Raw genomic sequence first — 14,121 nt, forward strand, 5'->3', positions numbered from 1 at the left:
TACATGAACAAACAGGGAAAGATATATGGTGTCTCACTGGGTCCCGGCGATCCGTTGATGATAACGTTAAAAGGCTTGCAGGTGCTGCAACAGGTGGATAAGATCTATTATCCGGGTTCGCTGTTACCCGATGGTACTACGTCCAGTTATTCTTTGCAGATATTACAGCACTATAACCTGAGTAAAAACAAGTTGCAGGGCATGTTCCTGAAAATGTCCGACAACCGTGAACAGGCTGAACAAACTTATGCTGATACTTTTCGGCACTTACTTGCAGATTATAATGCTGGTCTTCAGGTGGCTTTCGTTAGTGAAGGGGATATTTCCTTTTACAGCACTTTCGCCTACCTGCTGCAACATATCCATTCACATAAACTGGCCCTGGAAATAATTGCAGGCGTGCCATCCTTTATACTGGGCGCCGCCGAACACCAGTCATCACTGGCCATCCTCAATGAGAAAATAGCCATCCTGCCAAGGATGAAAGACCGTGATACACTGTCCCGCTACCTGGAAGAATTTGAAACGGTGGTACTGATCAAAGTACGTAGCGTACTGCATGAGATCCGCACACTCATCAACCAGACAGGCCTGAATATCGTTTACTGTGAACGTTTAGGGACCGCGCAACAGTATATCACAACAGATATCAATGACCTGGAACATAGGGAGATCCCCTATTTTTCATTACTCATTTTAAAAAGATCATGAAACTAAGTGTAGTTGGCATAGGACCAGGTGGTAGGGATTATATCTTACCTGTAGCCCAGCAGGTATTGGCTACTGCTGATATCGTTATCGGATACAGTTATTATTTTCAGTTTATCGCCCACCTGCTGCAACCCGGTTGTGAATGTATAGGGAAAGACCTTACCGAAGAGAAAGCCCGTGCAGAACTGGCGGTTAACCGTTGTGAAGCGGGCAGACATGTGGTAGTTATCAGCTCTGGCGATGCCGGTATCTACGCGATGGCATCTCTCGTGTATCAGTATGCCAGCACTCGTACAGACAAGGATATTGAGTTGCAGACCATCCCCGGCATCAGTGCATTCATTGCTGCTGCGGGCAAGCTGGGCGCTCCCCTGGGACATGACTTTTGCTGCATTTCACTCTCTGATCTTATGACGCCCTGGCCGGTGATCGAAAAAAGGATACAGGCGGCGGCCATAGGCGACTTTGTTACATCTCTTTATAATCCCAGGAGTAAAAAACGCTTCTGGCAACTGGCACGTTTTAAAGAACTGTTCCTCCAGCATCGGGATGGCGATACACCTGTTGCCATTATCAGGCAGGTAACAAGGCCGGAAGAACAGATCACCATTACTACACTCTCGGCATTGAACATTGAAGCTGTTGATATGTTCTCGCTGGTCATGATCGGCAACTCACAAACATATCAGTTCAATAACTTCCTCGTCACCCCACGCGGTTACATGGCCCGGAAGCCAGACAGCGGACAGGAGATACAGGACGAGAGCTTCCGGCAGATAGCCGCACAACTCAAACGGGAAGACGTTAGTGATGCAGACAGGTGGGCCATCATGCGTTGCATACACACAACGGCCGACTTTGAATACGAAGACCTCTATCTCGCTAACCAAGACGCCATTACCCAATGGAACCACTATCTGAAAGCAGGCGGCACTATAATAACAGATGTGACGATGGTACAGTCAGGCATCACAAAAGAATTTCTAAAGAAATATAATGCGCAGGTATACTGCTATCTGAACGATGAAGCAGTATTGCCACTGGCCGAAAAAGAAGGACTTACCCGCAGCCAGGCAGGCATGCGTATCGCTATAGAAAAGCATCCGGAGGCGCTGTTCGTAGTAGGCAATGCGCCTACAGCCTTGTTTGAACTGTGTGACCAGCTACAGGAGCGCAAGTTCAAACCCGCGGGCATCGTCGGTGCACCTGTCGGCTTTGTGAATGTGGTAGAATCCAAGTTGAAATTACAGGCATTAAAGAACGTGCCCTACGTTATCATACAGGGCCGTAAAGGCGGCAGCAATGTAGCGGCGAGTATCGTTAATGCAGCTTTCACCGTAAATGATAAATAGTGGAGTATATCGTCATCGGCATATCCAATAGTCCTTCCTACATCCTGCCGGATGAAGTAAGAGATCTGTTGCCTTTACATAAGGTTTTCTCCGGAGGGAAACGCCACTATGAACTGGTCGGGAAGTACCTCCCGGACAATCATCACTGGATAGATATCCAGGGGAATATGCCCGCTCTCTTTGATAAGTTCAGGGAACATAAAGGGTCGATCGTAGTCTTTGCCTCCGGTGATCCGCTTTTCTACGGCTTTGCCGGAACCATACAGAAATTTGATCCGGAAGCAGACGTGAAAGTGTATCCTTACTTTAACAGTATTCAGTTACTCTGTCATGCCAACAATCTTTCCTACGCCGATCTCGTGAACGTCTCTGTACATGGCCGGACCTGGAATGAATTAGATAATGCGTTGATCACACAGGCGTCCATGATAGGTGTACTGACAGACCAGCAAAAGACACCGGCTGTTATTGCACAGCGCATGCTGGAATACGGTTTCTCAAACTATAATATGATAGTCGGTGAAGATCTTGACGGACAATCCCACCGTTCCACCAGCCTTTCACTTGATGAAGCAACGGGTTATACGGCACATTCGCTGAATTGTGTGATACTCATCAGAAAATCAAGGATGGCATTTTCACACGGTATTCCCGACCATTTATTCTATGGCCTGGAAAACCGGCCTAATATGATCACCAAAATGCCTGTGCGTCTTGTCAGCCTCTCTTGTCTGGCCCTTGCCGGACGCAGTGTATTGTGGGATATAGGATTTTGTACCGGTTCCATTTCTGTAGAAGCAAGAAGACAATATCCGCATCTGCAGGTTGTTGCTTTTGAACAACGGCCTGAATGTAGTGAACTGCTGGATAAAAATATGCGCCGGTATTCAGCTCCGGGCATTATCAAAGTGATGGGCGACTTTTTCGAGACAGAACTTGATCTATATCCCTCGCCCGATGCCGTCTTCATAGGTGGGCATGGCGGAAGACTGGAAGAACTGATACGGAAACTTGATAGCATACTTCCTGTATATGCCAGGATCGTACTGAATGCTGTTAAGGAAGACAGCAGGGATCAATTCACCAGAATGATGGAAATATTAGACTACAAATTGATTGACCCGATAGTGATACAGGTCGATGAACACAATCCTATCACCATACTAACGGCCGAAAAAAGATAAAATGAGTAAGACAGTTATTATAGCCAGTACAGATAGTGGTGTTGCGCTGGGCAACAGGATCAGGACCGAGTTCCCGAAGTCCCTGCTTGTTAGCACGCGCCACCACGAACAGGCAAGTCATATAGAGAGTATTGCCGCCTTTCTCGCAAACAATTTCAGTACGTTCGATACACTGATCTTTATCGGGGCGCTGGGTATTTGCGTAAGAAGCATCGCGCCCTATCTGCAGGATAAAAAAGAAGATCCCGCCGTCATTAATATGGATGACAGGGGCATGTTCGTACAGTCGGTAGTGTCAGGGCATATCGGAGGCGCTAATGATATTACCCGTAAACTGGCAGCCGCCATCGGCGCACAGGCCGTTATTACCACCAGCAGTGACCTCCAGGAGATCTGGGCGCTTGACACGCTGGCATCTCAATTTGGATGGAAGGCAGCAGCCAGCCAGGACATGAACAGTATTATTTCATTATTTGTCAATAACCAACCAACCGCATTATTACTGGACGTAAAAGACAAAGGCACTGCACACCTTGAAAAGACGCTGCCTGCTTTTGTCAACGTCCATTACCACCTTCCCGATGATCTTTCAAAGTATGCATTGCTGATTGCCGTGACCTATAAGAAATACCCGGCGGCAATACCTGTACTGCATTTTCACCCTGCTGTATTGAACATCGGAATGGGCTGCTCACGGGATATAGAGGCAGACCTGCTGAAAGCTTCTGTATATCAGCAACTAGCACAACAGCAACTGGCTGTCGAATCCATCCGGGCCATCGGCTCCATTGATGTGAAACACGATGAAACAGCGTTCATTGCCTTGGCGAAGAAACTGCAGGTCCCTTTTATCACTTTTACTGCAGATGAATTGAATACGCAGCAGGTGGTCAATCCATCGGATGTGGTAATGTCAAAACTGGGCGTACATAGCGTATCAGAAGCATCTGCCATGCTATTGTCCGGCAACCAGGAACTGCTGCTGGAGAAACAGAAGATCACCGTTAGCTCGGGTAAGAAACATACCATCGCCATTGCCGTCGATAAGGATGCTGTTCGCAGGGCAGTGATCGCCATTGTAGGCGCCGGACCGGGAGATGCAGAACTGATCAGCCTCAAAGGGAAACAACTGGTGGAAGATGCTGACCTGATCTTATATGCAGGCAGTCTTATTCCCGAAGAGATCACCCATTATGCAAAAAAAGAAGCCATCGTCAGGAACTCCGCCAGCATGACACTGGAAGAGCAGATAAGCCTGATGGAAGAACATTATAGTAAAGGCCATCTCATCGTACGCCTGCAGTCTGGTGATCCAAGTATCTATGGTGCGATACAGGAACAGATGACCATATTCGATGAGAAAGGTATGGACTATTATATCGTTCCGGGTATCTCTTCTTTCCAGGCGGCAGCAGCCTGCCTGAAATCAGAATTCACAATTCCGGAAGTCGTGCAGACCATCATCCTCACACGCGGAGCAGGTAAGACACCATTACCGGAGCATGAGAAACTGAATGAAATGGCCAGGCACAAAGCCACCATGTGCATCTTTCTCAGCGCTACCATCGCCCGTTCTGTACAGGAACAATTGCTGGAGCATTATGATCCGGAAACACCTGTGGCAGTATTGTACCGCGTAAGCTGGAAAGATGAAGAGATCTACACCGGACAGTTAAAAGACCTCGCACAGATCGTACGCGATAACAAACTGACACTGACTACACTGGTCATTGTCGGTGTGGCCATTGGTGCAAGAAAGAACCGTTCACATTTATATAACCCTGACTGGAAACATACCTTCAGAACAGGAAAAGCTATAAAAACAAACTAGATGATCTTAGTCTTTGGTGGAACCACAGAAGGTAAAAAAGTAGCAGGCATCCTGGAAAAGGCTGCGTGCCCTTATTACTATTCCACCAAAACATGCATTGACTTCCAGCCGGGTGCATATGGCCAATACCGGTATGGCCCTTTGACTGCTGATGCCTTACAGACATTCTGTAAAGCACATGCTATTAAGGCCATCGTTCATGCCAGTCATCCGTTCGCCACGTTACTGCATGAAACCATTTATGAAGGAGCACAGGCACTATCGCTACCGGTGTTTCGTTTTGAGCGCAGTTATCCGGACAGGCAGGAACATCCGCTGATCATCTATTGCGAATCTTACACAGCAGCATTGTCCTGGCTCTCAGCATATCCGGCAAAACGTCTGCTGGCGCTGACAGGCGTACAAACGATCGCACCGCTGACCAACTATTGGAAAAAACATGATACCATCTTCCGCATCCTGCCCAGGGAAAGTTCCCTGGCATTGGCGGCACAGGCAGGATTTCCGGCAGAAAAGCTTATCAGGGAAATGCCGGGAGATGATCCTGAACAGGAACTGGCTATTATCAAACAATACGGGATAGACTGTATACTGACCAAAGAAAGCGGGGAATCCGGTTTCCTGGCCACCAAGATAAACGCGGCCCGGCAAAGTAAGATTCCCATCCTGATCATTGAACGTCCGGCACTGCCTGACACGTTCATTCCTGTCACGGATGAGGTATCGCTGATGGCCAGACTAAAAAGTTTCCTGTCATGAGCCTCCGGCAAATACCGGAAGGTCCCTTAAGACAGGGATATACCACAGGCGCCTGTGCCACGGCCTGCACTAAAGCAGCCCTGCTGGCACTGATCACACAGGCGCCGGTAGATGAAGTGGAAATTACATTGCCGCTGGGAGAAAAAGTCTCCTTCCGGATCAGTTCCTGCTCTTTCAATACAGAGCAGGCAACTTGTACGACTATAAAAGACGCAGGGGACGATCCTGATGCAACACATGGCGCCACCATCGGTTGCACCGTATCTTTCAACGACACACCCGAGGTAAGGTTCTTCCGGGGAAACGGTGTTGGCATCGTCACCCTGCCCGGTCTGGCGATCGGCGTAGGAGAACCGGCTATTAATCCGGTGCCCCGGAAAATGATGACGGATGTCGCCCAATTCCTGACATATCGTTATTCCGTCAATAAAGGCGTAAATATCGAGGTTTTCGTAGTGGATGGAATAGAGATAGCCAAAAAGACCTTAAACAGCCGTATAGGCATCTTAGAGGGCATTTCTATACTGGGTACCACCGGCATCGTCCGGCCCTTCAGCGCATCTGCCTACATCGCCAGTATCACACAGGGTATCGACGTGGCGCTGGCCAATCATTGCACGGAGATCGTGATCAATTCCGGAGGCCGTTCAGAGAACATTCTTCGGAAACGCTTTCACCATCTCCCGGAATTCGCCTTCATCCAGTATGGTAATTGGATAGGTCAAACGCTGGAAAAGATCCGCTCCGTTCCACTACAAAAAGTGACGATGGGCATCATGCTGGGTAAAGCCGCTAAGCTGGCACAGGGCGAACTGGATACGCACAGCGGTAAATCTACCTGGGATAAACAGTTTATCTACTCACTGGCGAAGGAATGCGGTTATAGCGATGAACAGTGCCAGCCCATCCTGGAGCTGAACATGGCCCGGCGACTGACAGAACTGTTCCCTTTCAATGAACAGGAACCTTTTTTCCGGCAACTGGCGGCACGTTGTTACGCCGTATCGGCACCATTGGTGCCCAACGTTAAGCTGCAACTGCTGCTGATCGACGCAAACGATACTATTTTAACTTTTTAATATGATCGGATACTTATTCACAGATTCTATACTCCTGGGTATCCAGCACTCCTTCGAACCGGACCATATGGCCGCCGTTTCGGTGCTGGCATCTGAGAAGGCCAATAACAGGATCGGGCTTTCAAAACTGATCTGGCGTTCTTCCCAGTGGGCTTTAGGACATTCTGTTTCACTGATCCTGTTCAGCTGTTTCGCCTTACTCTTAAAGTCGGCGCTGCCCCTGGACATTTCGTCCTATGCAGAGATCGTGGTGGGGCCGGTGATGATTTGGCTGGGCGTCTCCGCCATCCGCCGGAATCATAAACTGAAGCAAATGATGGCAAGCCACAAGGTATTTGCAGAACATGAGCATATCAATAACGCCTTACACATCCACGGCAAACAGGGAGAGGAAATTGCCATGAACCCTTTAAGCCGTTCCTTCTGGGTAGGCATGTTACACGGACTGGCCGGTACCGGCGGCGCCTGTGCTATCGCACTTATTATGGCCTCCAGCAGTACCAGCATTGCCATAGGCATCATCGTGCTGCAAAGTGTAGGCATTATAGTGGCCATGACCACTTACAGCTGTGTGCTGGCTTTTTCCGTATCCAGGTTTATCGAGCGCAATCAGCTTGCCTTTAAATCGCTCAATGCCATTGTCGGAATCTTCTCCATTGGAGTAGGCTGCCTCTGGATCTATAACAGCTTTGCATAACCATTAAACGACCTTTCAATGAGATCATTCCCTTTTACAGCGATATATGCACAGGAAGATTTTAAACTGGCGCTCATACTCTGTATGATAGATCCCGGATTGGGAGGCGTGTTGGCGCTGGGCGATAAAGGCACAGGCAAAACCACCACCGTAAGAGGACTGAGCCACCTGATGCAGCGCACTATCTCGGACTTCCCCTTCGTTAACTTGCCTATTGGCGCTACCGAAGACAGGGTGCTGGGTACTGTAAAACTGGACATCCTCATTAACGAAAAAAGAACAGAGGTACAACAAGGCTTGCTGGCAGCTGCCCATCATGGCATTCTGTACATCGACGAGGTAAACCTGCTCAACGACTACCTCATGGACGTGCTGTTAGACGCCGCGGCCAGCGGCGGTTATCACCTTGAACGCGATACTGTCTCCAAATGGTTTGACAGCAGATTCTGTCTGGTAGGTACCATGAACCCGGAGGAAGGCGAATTACGCCCGCAACTGCTTGACAGGTTCGGACTAAGTGTAACGGTAAAGACACCTATGGATAGAATAGATCGTATGGAGATCGTCAGCCGCAGGTTACAGTTTGACACCGACAGCGCCGCTTTCCTCGACAAATACGAAATACAGGAGCAACAACTAGCACAACAGATCATGTACGCCAGGAAACATCTGAAACAGGTTTCCTACTCCGATATCATACTCGCTTCTATTGCCGATACCTGCATTCAATACCAGGTAGAAGGACTTCGTGCAGATATCCTGTTGCTGAAAGCAGCCCGGGCACATGCTGCGTTTTACAGTAAGAAAGAAGTAAGCCGGGAAGACATTCACAGGGTAATGCCCTTTGTATTGTCTCACCGTTCCAAACAATATTCGTCTCCTCAAAATTCCCGGCAGCAAAGGGAAAACCAATCCCAGCGGGAAGAAAAGGAGGGCGACTCGATAAGGATCAGAATGAGCTGAGCAACAGCAAAAAGTATTTACTGCAAGCCGCGAAAACAGCACAATACGTGCAGTTGAAAACGAAGTCCGCCAGTGCCAGGAAAGGGATTACATTAAAAGTGCCTCTTCCGAAGCAAGGCATCAAGCAAATTACCGTAGTTCCAACAGCTCAGATAGACGTCCTGGAAACAGTCAAACACTATCTCGTGCACGACAAACTACAGATCAGACATAAACGCCACCGGTCTAAAGCAGGCATGAATGTTTTCTTCCTGATAGATTCCAGCGGTTCTATGGTGAAAGATAAACAGATCGCCTACATCAAGGGACTCGTGGCTCAAACCATCGCCAGGTATAGAACCAGGCGGATAAAATATGCAGCGGTAGCACTCACCGATGGAGATGCGCAATTGCTATCAACACCTACCCTGCATGCGGACGGTTTGCTCAACGCTGTTGCGCAACTGCCAAGCGGTGGAAAGACAAATATGAAAGCAGGCTTCAGTTTGATCAGCCAGCTATTGAAAACGAACATACAGGAACAAACAAGCCTGTACATTTTCACTGACGGCAAGATCAATGCAGGCCACACAGAAGACCCGTTCAACGAAGCCGTGGTATTCTACAAACAACACCTGAAGAATATCAAAACGACCGTCATCAATAACGAATACGGTTTCGTCAAACTGGGATTAGCTGAAAAACTGGCGATTGCAATAAACGCCGGTTATCAACTAATCCAACAAAACACATCATCCCCGTCGATCGACCCCGTTAGGGGTCGCATGTTTGTAGCGCGGGGTGACAACCCCGGGTGACGTCACGATCCGCGGACGTCATGATACGGGAAACGTTATTACGGCACGTCATACGGGAAACGTCATACGGGAACGTAATTACGGCACGTCGTTACGGTAAACGTCATACGGGGACGTTATCGCCGGGATAACACATCGGCGATAAAACAAAAACGGAACCACGAGCATTTATATCATAAAACATAAAACACATCATCATCCAATGATCCACTACATATCAGGCGGTCAGCGCTCGGGAAAAACGAACTACGCAGAACAGCAGGCATTACTCCTGTCTGACATGCCCGTGTACCTGGCTACCTCCCGCATCTGGGATGATGATCATAAAGCCCGCATCCAGCTGCATAAAAACAACCGCGATACCCGTTGGGAAAACATAGAAGAAGAAAAACAGATCAGTAGACTGAAACTTCCAAACAAAACGGTCGTACTGGACTGCATCACCTTATGGCTGACCAACTTTTTCGTGGACAACAACTATGATACAGCTGCTGCATTGGCGGAAGCAAAACGGGAATTTGACGCCTTTGCAAAACAGAATTTCAATCTGATCATCATATCTAATGAAATAGGTATGGGCGTACATGCGTCAACAGAGGGAGGCCGGAAATTCGCCGATCTCCAGGGTTGGATGAATCAATATATCGCGCAGCAGGCAGACAAGGCCACACTGATGGTATCAGGTCTTCCGCTCACACTCAAATAACAAGTAACCAGACACAAATATGGTAACATTTAACATTAAGCCGGTCAATAAAGACATAACACCATCGCTGCAACATAAGATAGACAACAAGACTAAACCACTGGGCTCACTGGGACAACTGGAGAAGGTAGCCTTGCAGATAGGCGCGATACAGCAAACATTATCTCCTGTGCTGAAACAGCCGGCCATTGTTGTCTTTGCGGGTGATCATGGCATTGCCAGGGAAGGCGTCAGTCCATTTCCTCAGGAAGTTACCTACCAGATGGTATTTAATTTCCTGCAGGGCGGTGCAGGCATTAATGTATTCGCACGGCAAAGCGGTATACAGATCAAGGTCGTGGATGCAGGCGTTAACTTCGACTTCAACCAGCATCCTGATCTGGTTCACGCCAAGATAGATATGGGTACCAAAAGTTATCTGCACGAACCAGCTATGACCATCGCCCAGTGCGAAGAAGCCATTGAGAAAGGGGCTGCCATTGTAAAGGAGATGCAACAAAGCGGCTGCAATGTGATCGGCTTTGGGGAAATGGGTATCAGTAACACCTCTTCAGCTGCTATCATTATGAGCCTGCTTTGCGACATTCCGCTGGAACAATGTATTGGCCGGGGAACGGGGCTGGATGATGAAGGCCTCACAAAGAAACGAGTGATACTGGCGGAAGCCATGATCCGTCATAACAACCTTGAAAAGACGCCGACCAATGTGTTAAGTACCTTCGGCGGTTTTGAGATCGCCATGATGTGCGGCGCGATGTTACAGGCAGCTGCTGACGGTATGATCATTCTCATTGACGGGTTTATTACTACGGCAGCTTTGCTGACGGCATCGAAGATAGATCCGCAGGTGCTGGACTACTGCATTTTCACGCATCAGTCTAATGAGCAGGGGCACTATCTCATGCTCGCCCACCTGAAAGCTGTACCTTTACTAAGCCTGGGTATGCGTCTTGGCGAGGGTACAGGCGCAGCTGTTGCCTACCCGGTTATCCAGGCGGCAGTGAATTTCCTGAATGAAATGGCCAGCTTTGAATCTGCAGGCGTGTCGAACAAAGCATAACATGAAAAAGGAACTCCGCATATTTCTCACAGCACTCATGTTCTTTACCCGGATACCCGTACCCGCTGGTATTGACCATAACACCGCCGATCTTAACAAGTCGAGCCGCTACTTCCCTATGGTCGGTATTATCGTAGGACTGGGAGGCGCACTCTGTTTTGCCATCGCCCATAGCTTGTTTAAGGATATCTTCACGGCAGTGATCCTGTCGCTGATCGCTACACTACTCATTACAGGCGCTTTCCATGAAGACGGACTCGCCGATGTGGCCGACGGCTTCGGTGGAGGATGGACTAAACAACGCATCCTTGAGATCATGAAAGACTCCCGTGTAGGGGCTTTCGGTGTGATCGCCATCATCGTTGTACTGTTGCTGAAGGTATGCCTGCTGGCCAAACTGGCACTGCTGATGATCAATGCACATCTGCTGCCCTTCTGCCTGTTATATATCGCCGCTCATGCCTTTAGCCGCACGATGCCTGTGTTCCTGTTGCGTTACATGCACTATTCACGGGAAGATGATGAAACAGCTAAAAGTAAACCACTCGCCACGCAGATCAGTGGAACAGGGCTTTCAGTCGCTGTTATAACCGGACTGATTCCTTTACTGCTACTGGTGTATACACTTCATTATTCTTATCTGCTTTTACTGGTAATTATTCCCTGCGGATTACTCACCTTATATCTCGCCCGCTTCTTCCGTAAGTGGATCGGCGGTTATACGGGTGATTGCCTGGGGGCCACACAACAACTGAATGAGATCATCTTTTATATGAGCATACTGGCAATATGGAATTATATCTAGTAAGGCATATCAAACCTGACTTTCCTGAAGGTACTAACTATGGTCGGACAGATGTTCCACTGCCCGATGGTTACGATACGCAACATCAGGCCATCATAAAGCTGTTGCCAGCAGCATATGACGTGGTATACAGCAGTCCCCTTTCCCGGTGCAGATTATTTGCGCAGGCTATTACAGCTGATCATCTTACGGACGATCGTCTCATGGAACTGCACTTCGGAGATTGGGAAGGCCGGAAATGGGATGACATCGACCGTGATGAACTGGATCCCTGGATGGCAGACTACATCAATCTCGCGCCTCCAAATGGTGAGTCGCTGCTTGCTTTAGTAACCCGGTTCGCCGGTTTTACTAAAGAGTTACAGGAAAAGCAATATCAACGTGCGCTGATCATCACGCATGCAGGTATCATTCGAAGCGCCATGCACCTGTTTAACGACATTCCGCTCAACCAGGTGATGATGGAGAAAGTAGATTACGGTGGCATTTACATATTCAATACGAAATAACCAGAGACATGAAAATATACACTAAGAAAGGCGATAGAGGGACCACTGCCCTTTTCGGTGGTAGCCGGGTAGATAAAGACGACGTACGTGTGAACTGCTATGGTACACTGGACGAAGTAAATTCTACCATCGGGCTCTTACGCGCCAAACTGGGTGGCGATCATGAATGGCAGCCACGCCTGCATAAGATCCAGAAAGACATGATGGACATGATGTCACACCTGGCCCGCCCGTCTGATTGCAAAAAGGAAAATCCTAATCCCAAACCTGAAGATGGTGCTGAGTTCTGTGAGCAATGGATAGATGAACTGGAAGCAGGTATGACGAGCAAGTCTGATTACTTCCTGTTACCTGGCGGCAATGAGATATCCGCTTTATGCCATGTGGTAAGAACACAGATGCGCAGAGGAGAACGACTACTGGTATCTCTTATGAAAGTAGATACGGTGGATGATTATATCCCTGCATACATCAACCGCCTGTCTGACCTCTTCTTCATATTAAGCAGAGCGGAAATGGACAAAGCCGGCGTAGCGGAAGAGAAATGGCAGTTATTCCTCTATAAGAGAAAGAAAACAGCCGAATAACAAGTAATCTATACACGCTTTAAAAGATACAATATGGCAAAAAAAATCCCCGTTACTATCATCACGGGTTTTCTCGGTTCCGGTAAAACAACATTGATCCGCAACCTTATTCAAAACGCGAATGGCCGCAGGCTTGCTGTAATTGTCAACGAGTTTGGCGAGATGGGCATCGACGGCGAGATCCTGAAATCCTGTTGCTCCAATGAAGAAGACGTTCTCGAACTGAACAACGGTTGCCTTTGCTGCACCGTTCAGGAAGAATTCCTGCCGGTAATGTTACAGCTGATGGATCGCAAAGACACCATCGATCATATCATTATCGAAACATCAGGTCTTGCATTGCCCAAACCTTTGTTACATGCCTTCAACTGGCCTGAACTGAAACCACAGATAACAGTAGATGCAGTAGTGACTGTGGTGGACGTAGTAGGACAAGCTACCGGTGAGATCTGTGACAGGGAACGCGTACAGGCACAAAGACTGGCCGACGATTCCCTGGATCACGAAACACCGATAGAAGAACTGTTCGAAGACCAGTTATCCTGTGCTGACCTGGTTGTGATGACCAAGAAAGACCTCGTAGAAGAAACCCAATACGAAGAAGTAAGAGCCATCATCGCAGGTAAGGTACGCCCGGATGTTAAGATGGTCGCTTCCGCAAATGGTGTTCTGTCAGCCGACATCCTGCTGGGCGTAAATGCTGCTGCAGAAGACGATCTGGATAGCCGCCACTCACATCATGAAGAAGATCATGCCAATGGCCTGGACCACCACCATGACGATGATATTGACTCCGTAGTAGTAGATATTCATGCGCCGCATACGCCTGAAACACTGGTGGAAGCCCTGAAGGAGCTGGTGAGTGAATATGAAATATACCGTATAAAGGGCTTTATTGATGTTCCCGGCAAACCTATGCGCCTTGTATTACAGGGTGTATCCAATCGTTTCGATCACTATTTCGATCGTAAATGGAAGGACGGCGAAACCCGTAAAACAAGCCTCGTGATCATCGGAGACGAGTTACACGACAAAGACCTGGGTACTATTATCAATGAAAGACTGAGTGTAGTCAGCTAAT

General features: G+C 48.3%; 15 protein-coding genes. All 15 read left to right on the forward strand.

Features of this window, described 5'->3' with window-relative positions:
• The first annotated feature begins 3 nt into the window (after positions 1-3).
• The 15 genes from cobI (at position 4) to cobW (ending at position 14,120) form a co-directional block, all read left to right on the forward strand.
• Positions 4-711, forward strand: coding sequence for a precorrin-2 C(20)-methyltransferase (gene cobI, locus C7475_RS03395; RefSeq protein WP_110051054.1), 708 nt, complete (start codon positions 4-6; stop codon positions 709-711).
• Entirely contained in the window at positions 708-2,063 is a 1,356-nt protein-coding gene (gene cobJ, locus C7475_RS03400; RefSeq protein ID WP_110051056.1) for a precorrin-3B C(17)-methyltransferase, read from the forward strand. Before cobI ends, cobJ begins: the two co-directional genes overlap by 4 nt.
• A complete protein-coding gene (cbiE, locus tag C7475_RS03405) occupies positions 2,063-3,247 on the forward strand; it encodes a precorrin-6y C5,15-methyltransferase (decarboxylating) subunit CbiE (protein ID WP_199236163.1) in 1,185 nt (394 codons plus the stop codon). Before cobJ ends, cbiE begins: the two co-directional genes overlap by 1 nt.
• 1 nt (position 3,248) lies before the next feature.
• Positions 3,249-5,078 (forward strand): precorrin-4 C(11)-methyltransferase, encoded by a 1,830-nt coding sequence (gene cobM / locus C7475_RS03410; protein ID WP_110051062.1) that lies wholly within the window; start codon positions 3,249-3,251, stop codon positions 5,076-5,078.
• Positions 5,079-5,837 carry a precorrin-6A reductase gene (gene cobK / locus C7475_RS03415; protein WP_110051064.1) on the forward strand — a complete coding sequence of 253 codons (759 nt, stop codon included), beginning with the start codon at positions 5,079-5,081 and terminating at the stop codon, positions 5,835-5,837.
• Complete coding sequence (locus C7475_RS03420) at positions 5,834-6,916, forward strand: cobalt-precorrin-5B (C(1))-methyltransferase (protein ID WP_110051066.1); 1,083 nt, start codon at positions 5,834-5,836, stop codon at positions 6,914-6,916. Before cobK ends, C7475_RS03420 begins: the two co-directional genes overlap by 4 nt.
• Before the next feature lies 1 nt (position 6,917).
• Positions 6,918-7,613, forward strand: coding sequence for a hypothetical protein (locus C7475_RS03425; RefSeq protein ID WP_110051068.1), 696 nt, complete (start codon positions 6,918-6,920; stop codon positions 7,611-7,613).
• Positions 7,614-7,631: 18 nt separating this feature from the next.
• Complete coding sequence (locus C7475_RS03430) at positions 7,632-8,576, forward strand: ATP-binding protein (RefSeq protein ID WP_110051071.1); 945 nt, start codon at positions 7,632-7,634, stop codon at positions 8,574-8,576.
• Between the two features lie 47 nt (positions 8,577-8,623).
• Positions 8,624-9,373, forward strand: a complete 750-nt coding sequence (locus C7475_RS03435) for a VWA domain-containing protein (RefSeq protein ID WP_110051073.1) — start codon at positions 8,624-8,626, stop codon at positions 9,371-9,373.
• 202 nt (positions 9,374-9,575) lie between these two features.
• Positions 9,576-10,079: a bifunctional adenosylcobinamide kinase/adenosylcobinamide-phosphate guanylyltransferase gene (locus C7475_RS03440; protein WP_110051075.1), complete on the forward strand. Its 504-nt coding sequence runs from the start codon at positions 9,576-9,578 to the stop codon at positions 10,077-10,079.
• 19 nt (positions 10,080-10,098) lie between these two features.
• Positions 10,099-11,139 (forward strand): nicotinate-nucleotide--dimethylbenzimidazole phosphoribosyltransferase, encoded by a 1,041-nt coding sequence (gene cobT, locus C7475_RS03445; RefSeq protein ID WP_110051078.1) that lies wholly within the window; start codon positions 10,099-10,101, stop codon positions 11,137-11,139.
• A gap of 1 nt (position 11,140) precedes the next feature.
• Entirely contained in the window at positions 11,141-11,944 is an 804-nt protein-coding gene (locus tag C7475_RS03450) for an adenosylcobinamide-GDP ribazoletransferase (RefSeq protein ID WP_110051080.1), read from the forward strand.
• Positions 11,929-12,453, forward strand: coding sequence for an alpha-ribazole phosphatase (gene cobC / locus C7475_RS03455; protein WP_110051083.1), 525 nt, complete (start codon positions 11,929-11,931; stop codon positions 12,451-12,453). The genes C7475_RS03450 and cobC overlap by 16 nt, the downstream gene beginning before the upstream one ends.
• 8 nt (positions 12,454-12,461) lie before the next feature.
• On the forward strand, positions 12,462-13,040 hold the full coding sequence (locus C7475_RS03460; RefSeq protein WP_110051085.1) for a cob(I)yrinic acid a,c-diamide adenosyltransferase: 579 nt from the start codon (positions 12,462-12,464) through the stop codon (positions 13,038-13,040).
• A gap of 33 nt (positions 13,041-13,073) precedes the next feature.
• A complete protein-coding gene (gene cobW, locus C7475_RS03465) occupies positions 13,074-14,120 on the forward strand; it encodes a cobalamin biosynthesis protein CobW (RefSeq protein WP_110051087.1) in 1,047 nt (348 codons plus the stop codon).
• Position 14,121 lies beyond the last annotated feature (1 nt).

It is taken from the genome of Chitinophaga sp. S165, assembly GCF_003182155.1.
In the GTDB taxonomy this organism is placed as follows: Bacteria; Bacteroidota; Bacteroidia; order Chitinophagales; family Chitinophagaceae; genus Chitinophaga.

What these genes read in the sequence shown, in the direction of transcription:
- cobI (WP_110051054.1), top strand. Translation starts at nt 4, where the DNA reads ATGAACAAACAGGGAAAGATATATGGTGTCTCACTGGGTCCCGGCGAT.
- cobJ (WP_110051056.1), top strand. Translation starts at nt 708, where the DNA reads ATGAAACTAAGTGTAGTTGGCATAGGACCAGGTGGTAGGGATTATATC.
- cobM (WP_110051062.1), top strand. Translation starts at nt 3,249, where the DNA reads ATGAGTAAGACAGTTATTATAGCCAGTACAGATAGTGGTGTTGCGCTG.
- cobK (WP_110051064.1), top strand. Translation starts at nt 5,079, where the DNA reads ATGATCTTAGTCTTTGGTGGAACCACAGAAGGTAAAAAAGTAGCAGGC.
- C7475_RS03420 (WP_110051066.1), top strand. Translation starts at nt 5,834, where the DNA reads ATGAGCCTCCGGCAAATACCGGAAGGTCCCTTAAGACAGGGATATACC.
- C7475_RS03425 (WP_110051068.1), top strand. Translation starts at nt 6,918, where the DNA reads ATGATCGGATACTTATTCACAGATTCTATACTCCTGGGTATCCAGCAC.
- C7475_RS03430 (WP_110051071.1), top strand. Translation starts at nt 7,632, where the DNA reads ATGAGATCATTCCCTTTTACAGCGATATATGCACAGGAAGATTTTAAA.
- C7475_RS03440 (WP_110051075.1), top strand. Translation starts at nt 9,576, where the DNA reads ATGATCCACTACATATCAGGCGGTCAGCGCTCGGGAAAAACGAACTAC.
- cobT (WP_110051078.1), top strand. Translation starts at nt 10,099, where the DNA reads ATGGTAACATTTAACATTAAGCCGGTCAATAAAGACATAACACCATCG.
- C7475_RS03450 (WP_110051080.1), top strand. Translation starts at nt 11,141, where the DNA reads ATGAAAAAGGAACTCCGCATATTTCTCACAGCACTCATGTTCTTTACC.
- cobC (WP_110051083.1), top strand. Translation starts at nt 11,929, where the DNA reads ATGGAATTATATCTAGTAAGGCATATCAAACCTGACTTTCCTGAAGGT.
- C7475_RS03460 (WP_110051085.1), top strand. Translation starts at nt 12,462, where the DNA reads ATGAAAATATACACTAAGAAAGGCGATAGAGGGACCACTGCCCTTTTC.
- cobW (WP_110051087.1), top strand. Translation starts at nt 13,074, where the DNA reads ATGGCAAAAAAAATCCCCGTTACTATCATCACGGGTTTTCTCGGTTCC.